This is a genomic window from Brevundimonas sp. GW821-FHT10A07, from assembly GCF_059415785.1.
Window position 1 is genome coordinate 55,082 of the sequence record NZ_JBWKNX010000011.1, and the last position, 23,580, is coordinate 78,661.

Sequence of the window (23,580 nt, forward strand, 5' to 3'; positions counted from 1 at the left end):
CGCGCCCCGATGGCAAGCCACGGCCGGTTACAGATGATGGCGCGCTTGGGAACTCACGCCGCGTAACCTATCTTTTCAAGACACCGTCGCGTCATTAATGACGGACGCCCGACAACAGAGAGGGCCTCTCGCGCCCTCCGCAGGAGACGCGTTTGCGCCAGGCCCTGGATTCCTCGCTGTACGACACCACGCTGATCGACGCGCTGATCGACGCGCGCGCCCGGTTCGGGGACAAGGAAATTCTGGAGGACCAGGATCGCCACCCCCTCACCTACACCGGCCTGATCCGCGCCGCCTTCGTCCTGGGGCGCAAGATCGCGAACATGACCGATCCGGGCGAGCGGGTCGCCATCCTGCTGCCCTCGTCCATGGGCGTGGTCGTCACCTTCTTCGGCCTGCACGCCCACGGCCGCGTGCCGGTCATGCTGAACTTCACTGCGGGCGAGACAAATCTGAAGGCGGCGATCAAGGCCTCGGGCGTCAAGAAGGTCCTGACCGCCAAACGTTTCATCGATCAGGCCAAGCTGGACGACCTGATCGTCGAGCTGAAGACGGTGGCCGAGGTCGTCTGGCTGGATGACGTGCGCAAGACCATCGGCTTGGCCGACAAGCTGTACGGCCTCAGCGCCGGCGTTGCGCCCAAGCGGTTCCGCGTCAAGACCGACCCGGACGCGCCCGGCGTGGTCCTGTTCACGTCGGGCAGTTTCGGAACGCCCAAGGGCGTGGTGCTGAGCCAGAGGAACCTGGTCGCCAACGCCCGACAGGTCGCGGCCCATATCGACCTGCTGCCGGAATGGGTGATGTTCAATCCCCTGCCCACCTTCCACTGTTTCGGCCTCACCGGCGGGGTCATCCTGCCGCTGCTTCAAGGCTTGAAGGCCTTCCAGTATCCGTCGCCGCTGCACGCCAAACAGATCACCGACCTGCTGCCCCAGGTGAAGGCCTCGATCCTGTTCGCGACCGACACCTTCCTGAATCAGTATGGCCGCGTCGCCGAGGCGGACGATTTCGCCACCCTGAAATTTGTAGTCGCCGGCGCCGAAAAGGTGCGCCAGGAAACCCGCAACCTGTTCAACTCAAAATTCGGCGGCGTCGAACTGCTGGAAGGCTATGGCGCGACCGAAGCCTCGCCGGTCGTCGCCGTCAATCACCCGGATCGCAACGCCCCCGGCACGGTGGGCCAGATTCTGCCCGGCATCGACTGGAAGCTTGAGCCGGTGGAGGGCATCGCGGACGGCGGCCGTCTGTATCTGCGCGGCCCCAATGTGATGAGCGGCTACGTCACCTCGGCCGAGCCCCTGGAATGGTCCCCGGTCGAGGACGGCTGGCTGGACACCGGCGACATCGTCGATGTGGACGCCGAGGGCTATGTCACCATCAAGGGGCGCGCCAAACGCTTCGCCAAGATCGGCGGCGAAATGGTGTCGCTGACGGCGGTCGAGGGCATCGCCGGCGCGGTCTGGCCCGACCAGCGCCACGCCGTCGTCTCCATTCCCGACACCCGCAAGGGCGAAAAACTGGTCCTGGTCACTGACCACGCCGAGGCCGAGGTCGCGCCCCTGGCCGAATGGGCCCGCTCGAACGGGGCCCCCGAGCTGATCGTGCCCAAGAAGATCGTCAAGGTCGCCGAGGTTCCAGTCCTGGGCAGCGGCAAGACGGACTATGTCGCGATCCAGAAAATGGTCGAGGCGGAAAAGGCGGCCTGACCGCCCTACCCGATCCGCACCCCCGTCATCGAAATCGACCCGCCGTCGATGCTGTCGTTGAAGAAAGACACCGGCTCGCCCGGCGTCTGCTGGGCGGCGATATAGAGCACCGGCAGGTAGTGTTCGTCAGTCGGCACGCTCAGCTGGGCGTCCTCGGCCAGGCCGACCCAGTCGATCAGGGCTTCGTGGTCGCCGACCACAAAGGCCTGTTTGACCGCCTCATTGAAGCCGGTCGCCCAGACGTAGGGCTCGGCCCCCGCATCACGCTTCCAGGTCCGCAGATTGTGGACGAAGTCGCCCGAGCCGGCGATGACGATTCCCTCGTCCCGCAGCGGCCGCAGGGCCTTGGCCAGTTCGTAGTGCTGGCGCGCCGTCAGTTCACGATTCAAAGACAGCTGCACCACCGGCACGTCGGCATCCGGCCACACATGGCACAGCACCGACCAGGTCCCGTGATCCAGGCCCCATTGTTGCGTCTGGACCGCCCCCGTCAGCTCCGCCACCCGGGCCGCCAGTTCGGGCGAGCCAGGCGCGGGATACTGAAACGCGTGAAGCTCAGGCGGAAAATTCCCGAAATCATGGATGGTTTCGGGCCGTTCCTGCGCCGTAACGCCCAGCCCGCGCGTCTCCCAGTGGGCGGAGATCATCACCCCCCCCTTGGGCTTGCCGATGACTTCACCCAACCCGCGCCAGGCGGCCCCGAAGGGACCGCCAAGCGCGTTCATGGGCGAGCCGTGGCCGAAGAAGACGGCGGGCTGGCGCATCGGATCAGCCGAACTGCTTCTTGGCGATCTCGGCGATGTGCTTGCCCTGGAAGCGGGCGCCGTCCAGGTCGATCTGGCTGGGCATGCGCGAGCCGTCGCCCTTGGTCAGGGTGGTGGCGCCATAGGGGCTGCCGCCGACGATCTCGTCCATGTTCATCTGGCCCTGGAAGGCATAGGGCAGGCCGACCACGATCAGGCCGTGATGCATCAGGGTCTGAACCAGGCCCATCAGGGTGGTTTCCTGGCCGCCGTGCTGGGTCGCGGTCGAGGTGAAGGCGCCGCCGACCTTGCCCACCAGGGCGCCGTTGAACCACAGGCCGCCGGTCTGATCGAGGAAGTTGCGCATCTGCGAGGCGACGGTGCCGAAGCGGGTGCCGGCGCCGATGATGATCGCGTCATAGTTCGCCAGATCCTCGACCTTGGCGATGGGGGCCGCCTGATCCAGCTTGTAGCCCGACGCCTTGGCCAGTTCGTCCGGCACCAGTTCGGGCACGCGCTTGATGTCGACGACGGCGCCTTCGACTTCGCGCGCGCCTTCGGCGACGGCTTCGGCCATGGCTTCGATATGACCGTAGGTGGAGTGATAGAGGACGAGAATCTTGGGCATGGGGAGGCTCCATTGAATGACAGGCCGTCATTCGCAACAATGACCGTTGCTAACTTGGCGTGTCCATCCTGCCCTTGCAAGCCCTCGGGCGGGTTTCACCGCACGAAGGGACAAACCGCATCATAGAATGCGCGGGTCCCGGGCGTTTCGCCGCCGCGCAGGCCGTGAAAGCGATGCTCCATCACCATGGCCTGCTGCTCGATATTCAGCGAATCCCAGCGGCAGTCCGGATCGGCTGAATAGGCGTAGGCAGCGGCGCTGTCGCCCGCCTTCAGCTTGGCGAACAGCAGATTCACCCCCTGCTGCGCCTGCCAGACATGGGTCAGTTCGTGCACCAGCACGCCTTGAATCTGCTGCGACGCCTGGCCGAAGTCCGTCTGAAACGCCCGTCTGGGCCAGACGATCCAGTCGCGCCCGAACCAGCGGCCGGCGACGAAGGCGCGACGGAAGGGCCAGGCGATCAACCGGATTCGATCCAGACGAAGCGCCGAACCGAACGCCTCACGCGCCAGGCCGGCCTCCCCTTCGGTCAGGGCGCGAATGATGGATCCCACGGCCGCACATACTCCCAATGCCAGGGCTCATAGACATAGGGTACGAACCCGAACCGCCCGGCGTTGGCGACCAGCCAGCGATAGGTCGCCGACCGCGCCATATGTTCGCGGCTGGCGGCCGCGGTCGAATCGACCCCCCGCCCCGGCGCCTGACCGACATAGAGGTCGACGGCCGTCCCCGTCCGATGCGGCGAACAGACGGCGCGCCGCAGGCCGTCGCAATTGCCCTGCTGGGCGCAGCGCGCGGCGTCCGCCTCCGGATCGCGGAAGCCGGAAAAGATCTGCAGCAGTTCGGGATCGGCCGCGACCTCGGGAACCTCGGCGCGGGCGGCGGCGACCATCCGGCGATAGGCGTCCAGAACGTCGCGTCGCAAAAGGCGCGTCAGCCGGTCGGCGTGTTCCTCGGATTCGACCAGATAGCCCAATTGGTTGATCGGCGGCGGGTCGGGGCATTCCTGGCGGGTGCGGGCCATGACGAACGGTCGACGCTCCTGCCACAGCCCCCGCAGGACCTGAAAGGTCGACGCATCGAACAGGCCGGTCGGCGCAAGGCCATGGGTCTGCTGGAAGCCCGCCAACTGAGAGGCGAAGATCGGCGTGCCCGGACCGCAAGTCGTGTGCAGTTCGCGCTGGATCAGGGGAACATAGGTCCGCCACCCCCATTCGGTCGCCCCGAACGGGGTCCATTCCATCGCGTAAGCCGAGGCGGCGTTGACCAGGGCCTGTCCGCCCCAGACGTCGGCGTTGGTGTGACAGGGTCCAGCCGCACGCGCGCCGCCGGCCGCAGCCAGGACGAAACAGACCGACAGAAAGGCAATGAGGTTTCGCCACATGCCGAACAGCAAGCCCCAAGCCGGTCGCTGGAGCAAGCACAGAGAGACCGCAGCGCCCAAATCCGACTCCGCGTCCGTCCGTAAAGCTGCGATGGTGAACCGGCCCGACTCATCCGGGCTGTTCCGGACCCGCTGCATGACCGTCGCCGCCGCGCCCCGTCGCTCCAACGCCGTGCTCGCCGCCTTCTCCGGCCCCTGCCTGCCGCTGGCGGCCTTCGGCGTCGCCCTGCCCGTCACCCTGCCGGAATTCTACGCCACCTACGTCGGGCTCGAGCTGGGCGTGGTCGCGGCCGTCTTCATGGCCGTGCGTCTGATCGACATCGTCTTCGACCCCTTCATCGGCTGGGGCATGGACAAGACCAGGACCCGGTTCGGCCGCTACCGCCCCTGGATGGCGATCTCGACGCCGATGCTGATGCTGGCCGCCTTCATGATGTTCGTCGTGGTCCAGCCCGGCGCGCCGCCCCTCTATCTGTTCGGCTGGCTGCTGTTCCTTTACCTCGGCTTCTCCATCGGCACCCTGGGCCAACTGGGCTGGGCCGCCGTCCTCGCGCCCCAGTATGACCAGCGCAGCCGCGTCTACGGCTGGTGGCAGGTGTTCAACATCATCGGGGTGGTGCTGATCCTGGTCCTGCCGACCGTAGTGGTCCAGACCGGCATCGGGACCTATGCCGACGGGGTGCGGATCATGGGCTGGGCCATCGTCATCGCCCTGCCCGTCACCATCGGCCTGGCCATGGTCGCCGTGCCCGAGCCCGTCACCGCCGGAGACCAGCCGCACGGCAGCCTGAACGCCTATCTGACGCTGCTGAAGACCCCCGTGGTGCAGAAACTGCTGATCGCCGACCTGCTGCTGGGCGTGGCGCCGGGCATCACCGGCTCGCTGCTGTTCTTCTTCTTCGGCCAGATCCGCGGCTACGACCACACCGAGGCCGGGCTGTTCATGCTGTTCTACTTCGTCGCCGGCCTGTGCGGCGCGCCCTTCTGGGCCTGGCTGGCGACCCGCGTCGGCAAGGACCGCGGCCTGGCGATCGCCAGCCTCGTCTCGGCCGTTCTGTATGTCGGCGCCACCCTGGTCCCCGGTGGAAACTTCGTCCTGACCGCCGTCGTCATGTTCATCGCCGGCCTGCCCTATGCCGCGGGCCTGTTCCTGACCCGCGCCATGATGGCCGACGCCGGCGACCAGGAGCGGTTCGAGACCGGCGTCGACCGCACCGGCCTGATGCTGTCCATCCTGTCGGCCACGACCAAGATCGGCCACGTCGTGGCCCTCGTGCCCTATCTGATCCTCCAGGGGGTCGGCTTCCGCGCCGTTCCCGGCCTCGCCGGCAACAGCGAGACAGCCCTGCTCACGCTCCAGATCCTCTTCATCCTGGTTCCCGGCGTGCTGCTGGTGCTGGCAGGCTGGGTGCTGAAGAACTATCCGCTGACGGCGGCGCGCCACAATGAGATCCGCCAGGCCCTCGACGCCCGCGACGCGGAGGCTCGAGCGTGAGGCCCATCGACCGCCTGCTCGGCGTCATGGAACGGCTGCGCGACCCGGACGGCGGCTGCCCCTGGGACGTGGAGCAGACCTTCGCCACCATCGCCCCCTATACGATCGAAGAGGCCTATGAGGTCGCCGACGCCATCGAGCGCAACGACCTGAACGAGCTGAAGGGCGAACTCGGCGACCTGCTGTTCCAGGTCGTCTTCCATGCCCGCATGGCCGAGGAACAGGGTTTGTTCGCCTTCGACGACGTGGTCACGGCCATCGCCGACAAGCTGGAACGCCGCCACCCCCACGTCTTTGGCGATAAGGCGCAGCGCACCTCGAAAGAACAGACCGTCGCCTGGGAAACCATCAAGGCCGCCGAACGCAAGGACCGCAAGAAGCCGGGCGTCCTCGACGACGTCCCCGTCGGCCTGCCCGCCCTGACCCGCGCCGCCAAACTGACCAAGCGCGCCGGCCGCGTCGGCTTCGACTGGCCCTCGACCGACGAGGTGTTCGACAAGCTGGCCGAAGAGGTGGCGGAACTGCGCGTCGAGATCGCCGCCGGCGATAAGGCCAAGGCGCGCGAGGAGCTGGGCGACCTGCTGTTCGTCGTCGCCAACCTGGCCCGCAAGCTGGATGTCGAGCCCGAGGACGCCCTGCGCGCCACCAACGCCAAGTTCGTGCGCCGCTTCGGCTTCATCGAGGCCGAACTGGCGAAAGACGGCCGCACCCCCGACCAATCGACGCTGGAGGAGATGGACCGCCTCTGGGACGCCGCAAAGGTCGCCGAGAAGGCCGGCTCCCCATCTTGAGCCGCCGCATGCCCTACGACCTGATCATTTTCGACTATGATGGCGTCGTCGCCGACAGCGAGGTGCTGAACAGCACCGTCATGGCCGAGCAACTGACCGCCATCGGCCTGCCGACCAGCCTGGACGACGTCCTGGCCGCCTATACGGGCAAGCGCTGGCGCGACAACCGGCCGGCGGTCGAAGCCGCCCTGGGCCGGCCCTGCCCCGAGGACTTCCACACCACCTGGTTCGCCACCTGCCGCGCCCGCGCGCCGATCCATCTGAAGCCCGTCCCCGGCATGATCGACTTCGTCGCCGCCCGGTCCGAGGCCCGCTGTATCGCCTCGTCCAGCGGCCCCGACTGGATCGGCGTCGGCCTGGACCTGTTCGGCCTGACCGATCATTTCGACGGCGCCGTCTTCACCGGCCTGGTGGTCGAGCTCGGCAAGCCCCACCCCGACATCTTCCTGCACGCCGCCGAAAACATGGGCGTCGATCCGGCCCGCGTCCTGGTGATCGAGGACAGCGAGGCGGGCGTCACCGCCGGGATCGCCGCCGGCATGACGGTGGTCGGCCTGACCGCCGGCGGCCATATCCGCGACGGCCACGCCGAGCGCCTGGTCGCGCGCGGCGCCCACCACATCGCCGACAGCTACGCGGCGGTCGCGGCGTTCATGGATCGCTGACCGCTAAAGATACCGCAATTCCTGAAGATCCACTTCACGGATCATCTTGCGCGCGGCGACCTCGTCCAGTTGACGCGCCCGCGCCAACCGCCCCAGTTCTTCTCGCTCGGCCGCCAGACCGGCCAGCCACAGTCGGCGTTCCACAGCGTCGATCTTGCGCGCCACGACCGCGTCATCCTCGTCGGTGCGGGTATGGGTCTCGATGCGCCGGCGATAGACTTCCATGATCCGGCTGGCGACATCGGAATAGAGATCGGGGTTGGTCTTGCCCTCGGCCATGGCGTGGGAGGCGTCCTCGACGGCGCGTAGGGCGGCCGAGGCGGCGGCGACACGGCCCCGGTCCTCCTCCCGTTCCTGCGACGGTTCGGGCGGCAGTTCGACCCCCTTCATCAGGCGCGGCAGGGCGAAGGTCGCCACCAGCAGAGAAACAATGATCACCCCTGCCGCCAGGAAGATGGCCAGGTTGCGCGACGGCATCGGCGATCCGTCGCCCAGGACGAACGGCAGGGTCAATATGCCCGCCAGGGTGATGGCCCCGCGCACGCCCGCCAGCGACATCACCAGGGTCAGGCGCAACCCGACCTTGGCGGGCGGGCCGCGATGGCGCCGCCGGAACAGGGTCAGCTTCAGCGAGGTCCAGACCCAGACGAAACGCATGACCGCCAGGGCGGCGACGATGGCGAACACATAGACGGCCAGCCACCAGACTTCCGGCCGGCTGGTGCCCCGCACCACCTCGGCCGCCCGCGCCAGGATCGACGGCATCTGTTCGCCCAGGATGACGAAGATGATGCCGTTGGCGACGAACTGGACCGTGTCCCACACTACGCCGCGCCGGATTCGGGTCATGGCCAGGGACTGGCCTCCGATCCCGCCGCCCCGCTCGGTGAAGCTCATGGTCACGCCCGCCGCCACCGCCGCTAGGATGCCGGAGGCGTTCAGTTCTTCAGCGACCAGATAGGCGGCGAAGGGGATCAGCAGGCTGACGAGAATCTGCGCCCCGACGTCCTCGCCCCAGCGGCGACTGACGAAACCCTTGGCGTAACTGATGGCCATGGTGACCAGAACCCCTGTCACCACGCCGACCAGGGCCAGCCAGGCGAAGGATCCGACGGCGCTGCCGATCGAGAAGGCGCCGGTCGTGGCCGCAACCACCGCGATCCGCATGCAGGTCAGGCCGGTGGCGTCGTTCAACAGCGACTCGCCCTCCAGGATGTGCATCAGCCGTTTGGGAATCGGCGCCCGGGCGGCGATGGCCTGAACCGCGATGGGGTCGGTCGGAGACAGGATGGCGGCCAAGGCGAAAGCAACCGCCAGCGGCATCTCCGGGATCATCCACCAGATCAGGAAGCCCAGACCGATGACGGTGAACAGGACCAGGCCCAGGGCCAGCTCCAGGATCACCGCCCGGTCGCGGAATAGCGCCTCCTTGGGGATACGCCAGCCGTCCAGAAACAGCAGGGGCGGCAGGAACAGGAGGAAGAAGATGTCCGGCTCCAGATCCACCGTCGTCCCCGTCGCCAGCACGATGGCGGCCCCCAGGCCGATCTGCACCAGAGGCAAGGCGATGCGCGTGATCCGCGCGACCGAGCCCGACACCACGACGGCCAGAAGCAGCAGCAGGACGGTCTCGATCAGATGCATAGGTCAGTCAGCCAGGTCGGGATACAGACGCTCGAATCGCCCCAAGGCTGCAGGGTGAAGCCTGACCGTGACGTGAGTGCGGCCGGCGTCATCCGTGTCGCGGAAGACCACCCGGCCGTGTTCATACAGCCAGGCCAGGGCCTCGCCCTGGTCGGGCTCCAGCGTCAGCCGGGTCTCGGGATCGTCGTCGATCAGGCCGGCGATGGTCTGGCGCAGGGGTTCGATTCCCTCGCCCGTCCAGGCCGAGACGGCGACCGCCTCGCCCGTTTTCGCCAGACGTTCGGCCTGACCCAGCACGGCCTCGCGCGCCTCTTCGTCCAGCAGGTCGATCTTGTTCCAGACCTCCAGCACCCGACGGGTCTTGGCCTCGGGCGTCTCGATCTGTTTCAGCACCGTCTCAACGTCCTTGGCCTGGGCGTCGCTGTCGGCCGAGGCGATGTCGCGGACGTGCAGGATCAGATCGGCCTCGCCGACCTCTTCCAGGGTGGCGCGGAAGCTTTCGACCAGTTCATGCGGCAGATCGGAGATAAAGCCGACGGTGTCCGCGACAATGGCCGGCCGGCCCTGCGGCAGGCGGATGGTCCGCTGGGTCGTGTCCAAGGTGGCGAACAACAGGTCCTTGGCGAAGACCTCTGATCCGGTCAGCCGGTTGAATAGGGTCGACTTGCCGGCGTTGGTGTAGCCGACCAGGGCGATGGTCGGGAACGGGACCTTCTGGCGCTGCTTGCGGTGCAGACCGCGCGTGCGGCGCACCTCTTCCAACTCGGCCTTCAGCCGCACGATCCGGTCGGCGATCAGACGCCGGTCCAGCTCGATCTGGGTCTCGCCGGGGCCGCCGGTCGAGCCGGTGCCGCCGCGCTGTCGCTCCAGGTGGGTCCAGGTCCGCACCAGGCGCGACCGCTCGTAGTCGAGCCGCGCCAGTTCGACCTGAAGCCGGCCTTCCTTGGTTCGCGCGCGGCGTCCGAAGATTTCCAGGATCAGGCCGGTGCGGTCGATGACCTTCACCTCCCACGCCTTCTCCAGATTGCGTTGCTGCACCGGCGTCAGGGCGTCATCGATGATGACCGCCTCTGCATCGGCCGCGCGGACCAGGGCGGCCAGTTCCTCGACCTTGCCGCTTCCGAACAGGGTGGCAGGCGTGGTCCCACGCAATCGCACGATCTCTTCAGCGCGCACGTCAAGGTCCAGCGCGCGGGCGAGGCCCACGGCTTCCTCAAGGCGCTCGCTTGCCAGCCGAGGGCTGTCTGAGCGTCGGTCGGGGTGGATGACGACCGCCCGGATCAGCGGGACGGCGTGGTCGATCAGTTTGCTGGTCAATCAGTCTTCTTCGGCGTCGGGCTCGTACAGTTGCACGGGCGCGGACGGCATGATGGTGGAGATGGCGTGCTTGTACACCAGCTGGGACTGGCCATCGCGGCGCAGCAGCACACAGAAGTTGTCGAACCAGGTCACGATGCCCTGCAGCTTGACCCCGTTGACCAGAAAGATGGTCAGCGGCGTCTTGGTCTTGCGGACCGAGTTGAGGAAGGTGTCCTGAAGGTTCTGACGTTTGTCTTGCGACATGGCAGGTTTTTCCTGTTCTTTGTTGTTCGTCGCCGAGGGAGCGGCGTCGGGGCCGGATGGCGGCCGGAAGCGACCTTAAACGCCGCCTCCGTGCTCCGGCAACGCCCTAAATGGCGTCTCGGCGCGCCTGATCAAGATAGAGCTGACGCAGCTTCAGCGTAATCGGTCCCGGCCTGCCGTCGCCAATCTTCGTTCCGTCAATCGAGATCGCCGGAGTGACGAAGGCGCCGGCGGCGGTAAAGAAGGCTTCCCGCGCCCGCTTGGCCTCCTCGACGCTGAACGGACGCTCGTCCAGTTCGACCCCATGTTCCTTGATCAGCGCCATCAGGCTGGTGCGGGTGCAGCCTTTGAGGATGTTGGCCTGGGTGTCGCGGGTCCGCAGCTTGCCGTGCTCATCCACGATCCAGGCGTTGGTCGAGGAGCCCTCGGTCACCAGCCCCATATCGTCCACCAGCCAGGCCTCATAGGCGCCGGCCTCGCGCGCGGCCTGTTTGGCCAGGATGTTGGGCAAAAGCCCGACCGTCTTGATGTCGCACCGCCCCCAACGGATGTCAGGCTGGGTCAGGACGGCGACCCCTTTCTGCGCCTGCGCCTCTCCGCGCGCCGGCGAGATCGACTTGGCGGTGACGATGACGCTCGGCGGCGTGCCCGGCGTGGGGAATGGGTGATCGCGGCGCGCCGTGCCGCGCGTGACCTGTAGATAGACGATGCCGTTCCTCACCCGATTGCGACGGACGGTTTCGCGCAGCACCCGCGTCAGGGACGCCACCGACATCGGAATGTCGATGCGCAGTTCGTTCAGGCTGCGGTGCAGGCGCGTCATATGGCCGTCGAAGTCCGCCAGCCGTCCGTCGAACACCGACCAGACCTCATAGACCCCGTCCGCGAACTGGAAGCCGCGATCCTCGATATGGACCACGGCCTGGCCATGCGGGCTGTAGGTTCCGTTGACATAGGCGACGCGGGACATCAGGCCGGATCTTCCTCTTCTCCACCGCGGGCCGGCGAGACCCCCAGCGACTTCAACTTACGGTGCAGGGCCGAGCGTTCCATGCCGATGAAGGCGGCGGTGCGCGAGATATTGCCGCCGAACCGCATGATCTGGGCCGCCAGATACTCCCGCTCGAACACTTCCCGCGCCTCGCGCAGCGGCAGGGCGATGGTGCGTTCGGCCCCCAGGTTCGAGGAGCCTCCGTTCGACGTCGCCACCTCCTGCGGCAGCATGTCGGCGGTGATCGGCTCGTTGGGATCGCCGGTCGCCAGGATCAGCAGCCGTTCGATATTGTTGCGCAACTGGCGAATATTGCCCGGCCACGGATGGACTTGCAGAACCGCCACGGCGTCATCGCCGATGATGCGGCGCGGCAGGCCTTGCGAGGCGCTGATCGTGTCGACGAAATATTCCACCAGTTCGGTGATGTCCTCGCGCCGTTCCGACAAGGCCGGCACCCGGATCGGCACCACGTTCAGACGGTGGAACAGATCCTCGCGGAACCGACCCTCGGCGATCTCGATCTTCAGGTCGCGTGAGGTCGAGGTCACGACCCGCACATCGACCTGCACATCCTGTTCGCCGCCGACGCGACGGAACCGCTGATCGACCAGGACGCGCAGGATGCGGCTCTGGCTCTCACGCGGCATGTCGCTGATCTCGTCCAGATAAAGCGTGCCGTTATGGGCCCGTTCGAACACGCCGATCTTGCGCGGGCGACCGTCCTGCCCCTCTTCCCCAAACAGTTCGACGTCCAGCCGCTCCGGCGTCATCCCGGCGGCCGAAATGGCGACGAACTCGGCCCGGGCGCGCGGACTGGCCTCGTGGATCTGACGGGCGACCAGCTCCTTGCCAGACCCCGCCGGCCCGGCGATCAGGACGCGGCTGTTGGCCTGGGCCACCTTGGCGATGGTGCCGCGCAGCGCCTGGGCCGCCTGGGACCGGCCGATCAGACCTGACGGGGTCATCGTCTGGGCCCGCAGACGGCGGTTCTCGCGCTTCAGCGTCGCCGCCTCGATGGCCCTTTCGACCACGACCACCAGTCGGTCAGACTTGAACGGCTTTTCGATGAAGTCATAGGCGCCGCGCTTCAGGGCCGTCACCGCCGTCTCGATATTGCCGTGCCCCGAGATCATCACCACAGGCAGGTCGGGGTCGATCTCCTTGACCACCTCCAGCAGCTCCAGCCCGTCCAGACCGCCGCCCTGCATCCAGATGTCGAGGATCGCCAGCGACGGCTTGCGCGCGCGGATTGCGGCCAGGGCCTCGTCGGAGTTGGCGGCCACGCGCACGGCGTGCCCCTCGTCCTCGAGCAGGCCCGAAACCAGATCGCGGATGTCCGCCTCGTCATCGACGACCAGAATGTCGGAACCGGTAGGTCGCATCTTGCCTCGCTTATTCGGCGACGACGGTCTGGAGCTTGCGCTCCGTCACGTCGCCGGTCTTGCCGTGGGGTTTCAAGGGAAAAATCAGGCAAACCCGCGCGCCGCGCAGGGTCTCGGCGTCGGCCAGCTTCAGCTCGCCGCCGTGGTCCTCGCAGATGCGTTTGACGATGGCCAGGCCCAGGCCCGTGCCCTTCTCGCGCGTGGTGACATAGGGTTCGGTCAGACGGTCGCGGTCCTTAGCCGGCAGGCCGACCCCGTCGTCCTCGACCACGAAGGTCGCCGTGCCGTTTTCAACGACCAGGGAGGCGATGATGCCCTCGGCCTCTGACGCCGCGTCTTCCCCGGCCGCCAGACGGCGAGCGGCGACGGACTCGCCGGCGTTCTTCAGAATATTGATCAGGGCCTGGCCCACCATGCGGGCGTCGCAACGCAGCGTGGCCTTGGGCAGGGGCTCTTCCATATCCACGACGATGTCAGCGGCGGCGACCCGCTGGGCGAACACGGCCTCGCGCAGCATCTCCGCCGGATTGGCCGAGCCGAAGCGCGGCGCCGGCATACGGGCGAAAGACGAGAACTCGTCCACCATCCGGCCGATATCGCCGACCTGGCGAATGATGGTGTCGGTGCAGCGGTCGAAGATCTCGACCTCGTCCACCTTGTCGCGATACTTCCGTTTCAGCCGTTCGGCCGACAGCTGGATCGGCGTCAGCGGGTTCTTGATCTCGTGGGCGATACGACGGGCCACGTCGCGCCAGGCGGCGTTGCGTTGAGCAGTGACCAGCCGGGTGATGTCATCAAAGGTCAGGACCATCTCGCCGCCCTGCCCGCCCTCGATCCGGACCCGCAGTCTCTGCGTCTCGCCGCCTCGACTGACGTCGATGTCTTCTTCGATATGGGCCTCGACCCGACCGACCAGGTCGCTCAACTCGGGCGAAAGCGCCGCCAGTTCGTGGCCCAGAACCTCGTCTTCTTCGATATGCAGCAGTTGCAGGGCGCTGTCGTTGATCGCCGACACCCGCCCACGCCGGTCCAGACCGATGACCCCGGCGCTGACACCTGACAGCACGGTTTCGATGAAGCGGCTGCGGTTCTGGGCCTCGTCGCTGGCCGCTTTCAACGCGGTCTGTTGCGCCTGAAGGTCGCCGGTCATGCGATTGAAGGCGTCGGACAGCAGGGCGATTTCGGCCGGGGCGCCCTGGCTGTCCACCCGGGCGCTGAAATCGCCGCCCGCCACCTGGTCCGCCGCCTGCACCAGACGCCCGATCGGGGCGGAGATGCTGCTGGCGGCCGACATGCCCAGCCAGACGGCGCCGACCAGAACCAGCAGCGCGGTCTCCAGATAGCTGAGGATGAAGGCCGACTGGATCCGCGACCGGCTTTCCTGGGCCTCGCGATAGGCTTCGATCGACTGAATGGAAGCGTTCATCCGCGCGACCAGCCCATCTTGCAGGGGCCGCACCAGATAGAGATAGGCGTCGCCATAGGCCGGCAGGGCGATGATGGATCGAACCGTGTCGGGGTTCTGCGTCACGTCGGTCGGCGGCTTTCCGCCCTGGGCCGCGTCCTCCAGATAGGTCCGGGGGGGCGCCAGATAAGGCGGCGCGTCGGGCCGCTCCGCGCGCGCCAGAACCTGGCCGTCGCCATTCAGGATGTAGATGGCGGGATAGCCGAAAATCTCCCCGACCTGGGCGAGGGCGTCATTGAACTGGATCCGGTCGTCGAACAGGCCGCGTGCGCTATCCAGCTGATCGGAGATCGTCACCAGATCCGCGTCCACCGTCGTGGCGACATCCCGGATATAGGCGCGCCCGACCACGGCGCCGTTCTCGACCGAAGCCTGGACATTCTGGCTGAACCACTGGTCGACGCCCCGCGTCACCAGCAGGCCGAACACCAGGGCGATCAACACCGCCGGAACGACGGCCACCATGGAGAACAGGGCGACGAACCGTAGGTGCAGCCGCGACCCCGCGTCGCCCGTGCTGCGCGCCAGGGCCAAGACCCGTCGCCCGACGATAAAGGCCAGACCCGATATCAGCGCAAGATTGGCCAGCAGGACGAACAGCACCGCCTGGCTGGTCGATCCCCGCGCCGTGCCGGACGTCGCACCGGGCGCCGCCGCCACCAGCCAAACCGCCGCGGCGGTTATGACGACCGCGATGAAATAGGCGAACCCGAACCCCGCCCGGGCCCGCTCCGCGTCGAAACGCCCCCAGAACGACTCATCCACCGACACGGTGTCGGTTGAAGAGGCCGCAGGTGAAGGCGTATCCGTCATGCCACAGCAGTGTCCACTAACTGTGGCTCATCTTCAACATCCGACTTGTTCATCTTCGGCAAAATTTCGCGCCAAAGATCCGCCATCGCCGCCTCGACGGCCAGAGGCTCATCCAGACGGCAAATTATTGCCTTTGCCTCGCGGCGGTGTTGCGGATCAGCCGGCCAGGGCGCCTGCTCAATGTACCAGCCCAGGTGTTTGCGGAACATACGCAGTCCCAGCGGGAGGCCGTAGAATTCCACCGACGCCCGCAAATGCTCGACGACAATCCCAAGTCGCGCCTCTGGCCCCGGCTCATCCAGCGAAACCCCGTCGATCAGCGCCCGCTCCAGGTGGGCCGCCAGCCATGGCCGTCCATAGACGCCCCGCCCCAGCATCAGGCCGTCGGCGCCCGATTGGGCCAGGGCCTGGCGGGCCGCTTCCGCCGTGGTGATGTCGCCGTTGACGATGACCGGTATGCCGACCGCCGCCTTGACCTCGCCCACCGCCGCCCAGTCGGCCACGCCGGTATAGAACTGCTTGCGCGTGCGGCCGTGGACCGTCACCGCCCTGACCCCGATCTCTTCAGCCCGCTTCGCCAGTTCGGCCGCGTTGCGGGTGTCGTCGTCCCAGCCCAGCCGCATCTTCACCGTCACCGGCCGGCTGGTCGCCTGGACCGCGGCCTCCATGATGCGACAGGCCAGATCGGGGGTCCGCATCAGGGCCGAGCCGGCGGCCGACCCCGTGACCTCCTTGGCCGGACAGCCGAAGTTCAGGTCGATGATGTCCGCGCCCGCCTTTTCCGCCATCCGCGCGCCCTCGGCCATCTGGCCCGGATCGCGCCCGACCAGCTGGATCACCGTCAGCGGCAGGCCGGCGCCCACCGCCGCGCGTCGCACCACGTCGGGCCGTTCGCGCGCCAGCTCCTTGGCCGCCACCATCTCGGTGGCCACATAGGCCGCGCCCAGCCGCGAGGCGAGCACACGGAACGGCAGGTCGGTCACGCCCGTCATGGGCGCCATCAGCACCTGGCCGGGCACGGTCACGTCGCCGATCTGTAAAGTCTTGGCCATTCGCGCCTTTCGCAGCATCCAACACCCCCTCGTCAAGCCTGACGGCGGCGGATTGATGTTTCGTCCCGCGACGGCGCGCTCTAGAAGGCCGGCATGAGTTTCTCGGGCATCATCGTCGCGGCCGGATCCGGTTCGCGCGCCGGCGGCGACAAACAGTGGCGCGCCCTGGGCGGCAGGCCCGTGCTGCGCTGGTCGGCTGAGGCGCTGCTAAACGCCGGCGCCGACGAGCTGGTGGTCGTGGTGGCTGCCGGCGCCGAAGACCGCGCGGCCGAAACCCTTGCCGGCCTGTCAAACTGGCGGACCGTGACGGGCGGCGGCGTCCGGGCCGCGTCGGTCAGCGCGGGTCTTGCGGCCCTCACCTGCGGCCCCGACCGACCGGTGTTGATCCATGACGCCGCCCGCCCTCTGCTGGATCGCGCCGTCATCGACCGGCTGATCGCGGCCCTGGACCATGCCGACGGCGCCCTGCCCGCCCTGCCCGTGGCCGACAGCCTGCGGCGCGGCGCAGACGGCCTGATGGCGGGCGTGGTCGAACGCGACGGCCTGTGGCGGGCCCAGACGCCTCAGGCCTTCCGGCGCGATACGATAGAAGCCGCCTACGCCGCCTGGACCGGAACCGAGGCCCCGACCGACGAAGCCGCGGTCGTCCAACGCCACGGCGGCCGCGTCGCCCTGGTCGAGGGCGATCCCCGCCTGATGAAACTGACCTATCCCGAGGATTTCGCCATGGCCGAGGCCCTGTTGTCGCAACAGACCCGCTACCAGACCCGGATCGGCTCCGGCTATGACGTCCACCGCTGGGGTCCGGGCGGTTCGGTCTGGCTCTGCGGGATCGAGGTGCCGCATGACCAGACCTTGATCGGCCATTCCGACGCCGACGCCGGTCTGCACGCCCTGACCGACGCGCTTCTCGGCGCCATCGCCGAGGGCGACATCGGCGATCACTTCCCGCCGACCGATCCGAAGTGGAAGGGCGCGTCTTCCGACCTCTTCCTGCTGCACGCCGCCCAGCTTGTCGCCGCGCGCGGCGGTCGGATCGTCAATGTTGACGTGACCCTGATCTGCGAACGCCCCAAGGTGAAGCCGCACCGCCAGGCCATGCGCGAACGGATCGCCGGCCTTCTGGCGCTCCCGCTGGACGCCGTCAGCGTCAAGGCCACCACGACCGAGGGTCTGGGCTTCACCGGCCGAGGCGAGGGCCTGGCCGCCCAGGCGGTTGCGACGGTCGAGACGCCCGTTTCCGCCTGACCTACCGGACCGCGTACTGCATCTGGCGGACCAGGGCTCCGAACAGATTGACATAATCATCGGTCCACGGCCGCACCCCGGTCGCCTCCAGAGTGCGCCAGCGCGGATCCTGGCGATAGGGCGCCAGGGCCGCCTCGCTCTTGCCGACGATCAGCGCCTCGGTCGAGGATTCAGACATGGAGGCGGCGTCGCGCCGTTCGATATAGATCTGATGCAGGGCCGGCGCCTTCAGGGCCGCCGCCGCCGCCTCGGCCGGCAGAGTGATCTCCAGGTTCCGGTTCGACAGGTGCAACACCACCACCCCCTCGGGCTTCAGCAGTCGCAGATAGCCGGCGATGGCCTCGACCGTCAGCAGATGGGTCGGCACCGCATCGGACGAAAAGGCGTCGATGATCAACAGGTCATAACTGCCCGGCGCTTCCCGTCCCATCGTCAGCCGCGCATCCCCGAGAACCGTCCGGACCGGTCCCTCGGCGCAGCCGTTGATGAAACTGAACCAGCGGGGGTCGCGCGACAGGCGGTCCACCATCGGATCGATCTCGAAGAAGCTCATTCGGTCCTGGGCCCGCTTGTAGGCGGCCATGGCCCCGGATCCCTGCCCCACCACGCCGATGACGGCCCCATCCGGCCGTCCGGCTTGGGTCATCAGAGCCGCCTGACCGAGGGGGGTGGAGGTGGCGTAATAGAGGGTCGGCATGCAGCGATACCGCGCCGCCTGCGCCTGGGCGCCGTGCAGGGTCGTGCCGTGCATCAGCACATGGACCGGTCCATCGAGGCCTTTGATCGGCGTGCTGGCCACCCGCATCACCCCGAAGAAGCTCCGCTCGGTCAGCACCCAGTCATAACCGCGCGCCACATGATAGCCGGACCAGACCATGGCCCCGATGACCACGGTGAACATCACCGCCCGATCCCTCAAAAGGAAGGCAAACAGGGCCGCCACGCCCAGCACCGCCTGGGCGATCCGCACCAGCTCATGGTCCGGCACGACAGCGCGGATGTCAGGCGCATAGCGGACCAGGGCCAGGCCCAGCGGCCCCGCCACGGCGATCAGCACGCCGACGACGCAACAGATGATCTCCCACGATCGCATCTCGCGACGCCCCCAGGGCCGCAACAGGCCCACGGCCACCAGGACCAGTGGATATTCCCACACCATGTCGAACACGACGGGCGCGATCAGGGCGTTGAACACCCCGCCCAGCACGCCCCCCAGCGACAGCAGCAGATAGAATTCCGTCAGCCGGCCCGGCGCGGGACGACGCTCGGCCATACGCTGGTGGCACATCAGGGCCGTGAAGAAGAAGGCCGTGAGATTGACCCCGAAGACGAACAGCCACTCCGTCGTCCGGAACGCCGCCAGGGCGGCGCAGGCCGCCAGGGTCCCCGCCTGGATCGCCTGGGTCAGATGCAAGGGGATGATCGGCCGCGCCTGGAAGGCGATGACGAAGGTCAGCAGATAGAGCGCCAGCGGAATGACCCACAGGAAGGGCGCAGAGGCCACGTCGGTCGACAGGTGCGCCGTCACTCCCAGCATCAGACTGGAGGGCGCCGCCGCCAGCAGAATCAGCAGGCCCTTCTCGCGCCAGACGATGCGCGGTCCTGCCGCCAGCGGGGCGGGCTCGGCCGCAACAGTCTCCCGCCGACGCCAGACGACAAGGCCCAGCCCCACGACCATCAGTACGAACAGACCGTAGCCGAGGGTCCATCCCCACCGCTGCGACGACAGACTGACCAGGGGCTCGATCAGGACCGGATAGGCCAGCAGGGCCAGAAAACTGCCCAGGTTCGAGGCGGCGTAGAGCACATAGGGATCGCTGCGCCCCGCCCGCCCGGCGCTGGCCCGCGCATACCAGGCCTGCAACAGCGGGGCGGTCGCCGACAGCACGGCGAACGGCGCCCCGAGCGACAGGGTCAGGGTCGCCAGCATCCACAGGGTCGGCGCCGAGGGATCAGGATCACCCAGCAGGCCGCTGATCCGCAGCGGCAGGAACAAGGCCGCGATCAGCAGCAGACCCAGATGGACCGCCACCTGTCGCCGCATCGATCCGATCCGTTGCAGCAGATGGGCGTAGCCATAGCCGGCCAGCAGCGCCGTCTGAAAAAAGACCATGGCCGCATTCCACACCGACGGCGATCCTCCCAGGGTCGGCAGAATCAGCTTGGTCGCCATCGGCTGCACCACGAAGACCAGACAGGCCGAGGTGAAGACGGCGACGGCGAACAGGATCGCGGTCGCGCGGGCGGGCCGGTCGAGGGGGAGAACAGGAGCCTCGGCGACATTGGTCATGGCTCTGGTTAGAGCGGGACTCGCGGCCTATGAAAAGATCATGTTCCCCGAAGACATTCAGCGCCTGGCGCAACAGATCGTCGCAACCGCATCCACGCGGGGGCTGATGCTGGTCACCGCCGAAAGCTGCACCGGCGGCCTGGTCGCCGCCGCCCTGACCGCCGTTCCCGGCTCGTCCGCCGCCCTGGACCGGGGCTTCGTCACCTACAGCAACGACGCCAAACAGCAGATGCTGGGCGTGCCCGAGGCCATGCTGATCGCCCACGGCGCCGTGTCCCAACCGACCGCGCGGGCCATGGCCCAGGGCGCCGTCGCCCATTCGCGCGCCGCCGTCAGCGTCGCCGTCACCGGGATCGCCGGCCCCGGCGGCGGCTCGGACGACAAGCCGGTCGGACTGGTCCATTTCGCCGCTCAGGGACCGGGCGGCCTGATCCATCGCCAGGAACGATTCGGCGACATCGGCCGCGACGCGATCCGTCTGGCCAGCGTCCGGATCGCCCTGTCCCTGCTGGCCGACCGCCTGGCGTCGTGACCGACCTCCAAGAGGTTGAAGCCTCCGTCGTCGATGCGCGCGGCCACCTCTGCCCGACGCCCAGCCTTCGATTGATGAAGGCGATGGAGGGCGCTGCGCCGGGGCGTCGCTTCATCCTGCTGGCCACCGACCCGATGGCGCGGATCGACGTGCCCTTTCTGATGGCCCAGAAGAACGGCCGCATGATCGCTGTGGACGAGGCCGACGGCTTGATTCGCCTTACGGTCGAGGCGGGTTAGGAGCGCGACCGGCGGCTGGCCCGCCGCTCCGACAGATCGACCACATCGGCAGGAACCGGGGTTTGAGCCTTGGCGGCTTCATCGGCCTTGGCCGCAATCTCCATCTCGGTGGCGAAGGCGCCGCCGTAGAAGATGGCGTTGACGTTCCACGACAGCCAGATCAGCAGCACCACCACCGCGCCCACAGACCCGTAGGTCGCCCCCAGAGGCGCGATCTGCTCCACATAGATGGCGCAAAGCCAGGACGAGATCACCGACATCAGGGTGGCCACCAGCCCGCCGGTGATCGCCGGCAGCCAGGCGACGGGCGACCTGTGGCTCATGGCGTAGCGGTACAAAAGGGTCAGGCCGACCGCGAGGCCAAGCGCCGGCAGGAAGGCGTCCAGCGGCAGCAAACCGCCATCGAACTGGTCCGTCATCGGCGACGCCGTATGGGCCAGGATGCGGGCCGTCACCACAGCGCCTGACACGACCGTGAAAAGCGCGAAGGCGAAGACGGCGACGAAGAAGGCCAGAAGGTTGAACTTGAAGAAGCCGTGCGGCTCGGTTTCATCATGAATGAGATTAAGGCCTGCCAGCAAGGCCTTGAATCCACGATGGGCAGCATAGGCGCCGACGAACAATGCAAAGGCGCTCTGGGTCGAGATCGTCCGCGCAGAAGCATTGCTCAACCGGGCGATCTCATCCCGGAATATCGTCTGGGCCGCCCGAGGCAACAGGTCCGAAAGGGCGGCGGCCTGAGCGCTGACCTCGTTGATCGACAGACCCAGCTTGTAGAAACCGATCAGGATGGCGATGGCGGGAAACACGGCCAGAAGGGCGAAGAATGACACGCCGCCGGTGTAGAGCATGACGTCACGCCCCCAGCTGCGGGTGAAGGCGCGCACCGAAAGACCGCCCCAGAATCCGGGCGCCTTCAGTACCGATCGGGTCAGGTGATCACTCAAGCCGGTTCCCACAACCGTTGAACAGGCGGCGAAACCTAGACCATTCCATCGGCAAGGAAAACACCATCCGCGCGAGCCCCTCTTTTCCTCGTCGCTCCACGCCAAGACATTGCTTCGTTAAGGGACGCATCGCTATGGTCCCGCGGCCTTCAAGGGGCTATGGGCGCTGCGACGTCCGGGGGAGACGACCAACTTGGCTTTCGATGCGCGTGTATTGATCCTGGCGGCCCAGGACGGTCGGCTCGGGCCGCTGGTGGCTGGGCTGGACGCCCTCGGCTGGACCACCGTCACCGCTCGCGACCTGACGTCGGCCGAGGCTGTCTTGCAGGACTTCCCCCTGGACGCCGCCGTGGTCGATTTCGATTCGCTCACCGACGACGTCGTGGCGCGGCTGCGGTCTGCGGCCGAGCCGCGCAGTCTGCCGATCATGGTTGTCGGCGCGCCGCGCGGTTCCGTCATGGACGCGGACCTGGCCGTGACGCTGCCGCCCCATCCCGCCCAGGCGGCGCTGAGGCTGGAGCAGATGACCCGCGCCGCGATAGCCGAAGAAGAATTCCATCTGCGCCGCGCCACCTTCGCCGCTCGCGGCATTGATCTGGAGGCCGGCGGCGACGAACGGGCGCCGCTGCGCGTCCTGGCCGCCGGCGTGGCCGAGCGCCGGTTTCTGGCCCTGTCCAACGCCCTCACCGCCTCCGGCGTCGAGGTCGTCGCTGCGCCCACCCCCTACACCGCTTTCGACTATCTGCACGAAAGCCCGTTCGACGCCACCGTCCTGTGGGGCGCCAAGGACCATGCGCCCGCCCTGTCGATCGCCTCGGGCATGAAGCGCAACACCCGCCTCTACCACATTCCCCTGATGCTCTATCTCCGAGACGGCAGCGAGATCGGTCTCGACGAACTGTTCAATCGGGGCTTCGCCGACGTCGCCACCGCCGACACGCCCGAGGATGAGACGGCCGAGCGGCTTCTGGCCCTGGCGGGGTCTCACCGACGTCATCTGACCATTCGCAAGGCTCTGGATTCGGTCCGGGCGCTGGCGGAAATGGACGCCTCGACCGGCTTGTTCACGCCTGAATTGTTCGCCGCCCATCTGGCGCGCGTCGCCGACGCCTCACGCGCCCGTCGCCGCCCCCTGTCGGTCTGCGTGCTGCGCGTAAAGGAGAACGAGGCCGTGGCCGGGGCGCGGCAGGGCGGCTGGCTGGATCGGGCCATGCCCCAGATCGGCGCCATGGTCTCGCGGCTGGTCCGGGTCGAGGACACGCCCGCCCGCCTGGCCAAGGAAGTCTTCGCCCTGGCCCTGCCAGCGACCCGGGGCGAGGCCGCACGCCTGGCCGCCGAACGGATCGCCGCCGTCATCGGCTGCACCGCCTTCGACGCAGGCCCTGACCGCTCGCCCTTCGTCGCCGAATTCGACGTGGGCGCCGCCGAGATGCAGCCGAACGAGAGCGCCGCCACCCTGCTGGAACGCGCCTCCGCCGATCTGTTCGACAAGACGCGGTAGGAGTCGACTGTATGCCTGATGTTCCGACGATGTGCGGAATGCTAGCTGTTTACCTCCAGACAAAATAGAATAAACGCCCCGCACCGGCCTAGAAGAGAGAAGTCATGGTAGCAGCAGCTGCACTAGCAATCCTACTTCAGGCACATCCCGCGAGCGAAGCCCCTACTTCGTTTGCTGAACTCGGACATCTCCGAGGCTGGTTTAGTACCTGTACGGCCTATGGATGGCGATTGAATGAGCAGCAGTTGCAGCGTTGGCAATCGGCTCTCATCCTGCAAGACACCATAGCAATCCCACAAGGTGAAGATCCTATAGCAGTCATGGAAGCGAGCACTGATCAGTTCGAGGCGGACCTCATCCGCTCATTCCGAGCTAGCGCAAAGTCTAGAACCGAACTGCGTGCATGGGCCGACCGCATTCGCAGCGGGTGCGATAGTGCGGCAGAGAATTTCTCATCTGTGTTGTCCCGGACGCCACAAACTGACGCCAAATGGA

At 67.4% G+C, this 23,580-nt stretch carries 21 protein-coding genes; 8 read left to right on the forward strand and 13 right to left on the reverse strand.

Features of this window, described 5'->3' with window-relative positions; translation table 11 throughout:
- The first annotated feature begins 152 nt into the window (after positions 1–152).
- Positions 153–1,706 (forward strand): AMP-binding protein, encoded by a 1,554-nt coding sequence (locus AC07NC_RS10740; RefSeq protein ID WP_492070448.1) that lies wholly within the window; start codon positions 153–155, stop codon positions 1,704–1,706.
- Between the two features lie 5 nt (positions 1,707–1,711).
- Here AC07NC_RS10740 and ygiD read toward each other — a convergent pair whose 3' ends face one another.
- The 4 genes from ygiD to AC07NC_RS10760 all read right to left on the reverse strand — a co-directional run bounded on the left by ygiD (position 1,712) and on the right by AC07NC_RS10760 (position 4,476).
- Positions 1,712–2,470, reverse strand: a complete 759-nt coding sequence (ygiD, locus tag AC07NC_RS10745) for a 4,5-DOPA-extradiol-dioxygenase (RefSeq protein ID WP_494569531.1) — start codon at positions 2,468–2,470, stop codon at positions 1,712–1,714.
- 4 nt (positions 2,471–2,474) lie between these two features.
- Complete coding sequence (gene wrbA, locus AC07NC_RS10750) at positions 2,475–3,077, reverse strand: NAD(P)H:quinone oxidoreductase (RefSeq protein ID WP_008258668.1); 603 nt, start codon at positions 3,075–3,077, stop codon at positions 2,475–2,477.
- A 95-nt stretch (positions 3,078–3,172) separates the two neighbouring features.
- Positions 3,173–3,631 (reverse strand): hypothetical protein, encoded by a 459-nt coding sequence (locus tag AC07NC_RS10755; protein ID WP_494569532.1) that lies wholly within the window; start codon positions 3,629–3,631, stop codon positions 3,173–3,175.
- The gene (locus AC07NC_RS10760; RefSeq protein WP_008263946.1) at positions 3,607–4,476 is read right to left on the reverse strand and encodes a D-alanyl-D-alanine carboxypeptidase family protein; all 870 of its coding nucleotides are present in this window, start codon (positions 4,474–4,476) and stop codon (positions 3,607–3,609) included. The genes AC07NC_RS10755 and AC07NC_RS10760 overlap by 25 nt, the downstream gene beginning before the upstream one ends.
- A gap of 124 nt (positions 4,477–4,600) precedes the next feature.
- Here AC07NC_RS10760 and AC07NC_RS10765 point away from each other — a divergent pair, with 124 nt between their 5' ends.
- From AC07NC_RS10765 to AC07NC_RS10775, 3 genes are read left to right on the forward strand one after another with little or no spacing between them, the layout of a single operon-like run.
- A complete protein-coding gene (locus AC07NC_RS10765; protein WP_494569533.1) occupies positions 4,601–5,959 on the forward strand; it encodes an MFS transporter in 1,359 nt (452 codons plus the stop codon).
- A complete protein-coding gene (mazG, locus tag AC07NC_RS10770; RefSeq protein WP_494569534.1) occupies positions 5,956–6,750 on the forward strand; it encodes a nucleoside triphosphate pyrophosphohydrolase in 795 nt (264 codons plus the stop codon). The genes AC07NC_RS10765 and mazG overlap by 4 nt, the downstream gene beginning before the upstream one ends.
- An 8-nt stretch (positions 6,751–6,758) precedes the next feature.
- Positions 6,759–7,415, forward strand: a complete 657-nt coding sequence (locus tag AC07NC_RS10775) for an HAD family hydrolase (RefSeq protein WP_494569535.1) — start codon at positions 6,759–6,761, stop codon at positions 7,413–7,415.
- Between the two features lie 3 nt (positions 7,416–7,418).
- On the opposite strand, the gene AC07NC_RS10780 is transcribed toward AC07NC_RS10775, so the two are convergent.
- From AC07NC_RS10780 to dusB, 7 genes are all read right to left on the reverse strand, one after another.
- On the reverse strand, positions 7,419–9,059 hold the full coding sequence (locus AC07NC_RS10780; protein ID WP_494569536.1) for a Na+/H+ antiporter: 1,641 nt from the start codon (positions 9,057–9,059) through the stop codon (positions 7,419–7,421).
- Between the two features lie 3 nt (positions 9,060–9,062).
- Positions 9,063–10,376: a GTPase HflX gene (gene hflX / locus AC07NC_RS10785; protein ID WP_494569537.1), complete on the reverse strand. Its 1,314-nt coding sequence runs from the start codon at positions 10,374–10,376 to the stop codon at positions 9,063–9,065.
- Entirely contained in the window at positions 10,377–10,622 is a 246-nt protein-coding gene (gene hfq, locus AC07NC_RS10790; RefSeq protein WP_003164861.1) for an RNA chaperone Hfq, read from the reverse strand.
- Between the two features lie 106 nt (positions 10,623–10,728).
- Positions 10,729–11,592, reverse strand: a complete 864-nt coding sequence (locus tag AC07NC_RS10795) for a D-amino-acid transaminase (protein ID WP_008261518.1) — start codon at positions 11,590–11,592, stop codon at positions 10,729–10,731.
- Positions 11,592–12,998: a nitrogen assimilation response regulator NtrX gene (gene ntrX / locus AC07NC_RS10800; RefSeq protein ID WP_008261747.1), complete on the reverse strand. Its 1,407-nt coding sequence runs from the start codon at positions 12,996–12,998 to the stop codon at positions 11,592–11,594. The genes AC07NC_RS10795 and ntrX overlap by 1 nt, the downstream gene beginning before the upstream one ends.
- A gap of 10 nt (positions 12,999–13,008) precedes the next feature.
- Positions 13,009–15,276, reverse strand: a complete 2,268-nt coding sequence (locus AC07NC_RS10805) for a sensor histidine kinase NtrY-like (protein ID WP_494569538.1) — start codon at positions 15,274–15,276, stop codon at positions 13,009–13,011.
- Positions 15,273–16,328 (reverse strand): tRNA dihydrouridine synthase DusB, encoded by a 1,056-nt coding sequence (gene dusB / locus AC07NC_RS10810; protein ID WP_494569539.1) that lies wholly within the window; start codon positions 16,326–16,328, stop codon positions 15,273–15,275. Before dusB ends, AC07NC_RS10805 begins: the two co-directional genes overlap by 4 nt.
- Positions 16,329–16,421: 93 nt before the next feature.
- Between dusB and AC07NC_RS10815 the strand changes: the two genes are divergently transcribed.
- Positions 16,422–17,576, forward strand: a complete 1,155-nt coding sequence (locus AC07NC_RS10815) for a bifunctional 2-C-methyl-D-erythritol 4-phosphate cytidylyltransferase/2-C-methyl-D-erythritol 2,4-cyclodiphosphate synthase (RefSeq protein ID WP_494569540.1) — start codon at positions 16,422–16,424, stop codon at positions 17,574–17,576.
- Between the two features lies 1 nt (position 17,577).
- On the opposite strand, the gene AC07NC_RS10820 is transcribed toward AC07NC_RS10815, so the two are convergent.
- Positions 17,578–19,866: a spermidine synthase gene (locus AC07NC_RS10820; RefSeq protein ID WP_494569541.1), complete on the reverse strand. Its 2,289-nt coding sequence runs from the start codon at positions 19,864–19,866 to the stop codon at positions 17,578–17,580.
- Positions 19,867–19,906: 40 nt separating this feature from the next.
- On the opposite strand from AC07NC_RS10820, the gene AC07NC_RS10825 reads away from it, so the two are divergent.
- A complete protein-coding gene (locus AC07NC_RS10825) occupies positions 19,907–20,398 on the forward strand; it encodes a CinA family protein (protein WP_494569542.1) in 492 nt (163 codons plus the stop codon).
- The gene (locus AC07NC_RS10830; RefSeq protein WP_494569543.1) at positions 20,395–20,637 is read left to right on the forward strand and encodes a sulfurtransferase TusA family protein; all 243 of its coding nucleotides are present in this window, start codon (positions 20,395–20,397) and stop codon (positions 20,635–20,637) included. The genes AC07NC_RS10825 and AC07NC_RS10830 overlap by 4 nt, the downstream gene beginning before the upstream one ends.
- Here the strand turns inward: AC07NC_RS10830 and AC07NC_RS10835 are convergent.
- Positions 20,634–21,584: a YihY/virulence factor BrkB family protein gene (locus tag AC07NC_RS10835; RefSeq protein WP_494569544.1), complete on the reverse strand. Its 951-nt coding sequence runs from the start codon at positions 21,582–21,584 to the stop codon at positions 20,634–20,636. The two genes, AC07NC_RS10830 and AC07NC_RS10835, sit on opposite strands and share 4 nt — an antisense overlap.
- A 193-nt stretch (positions 21,585–21,777) precedes the next feature.
- Between AC07NC_RS10835 and AC07NC_RS10840 the strand changes: the two genes are divergently transcribed.
- Complete coding sequence (locus AC07NC_RS10840; RefSeq protein ID WP_494569545.1) at positions 21,778–23,085, forward strand: diguanylate cyclase domain-containing protein; 1,308 nt, start codon at positions 21,778–21,780, stop codon at positions 23,083–23,085.
- Positions 23,086–23,580 lie beyond the last annotated feature (495 nt).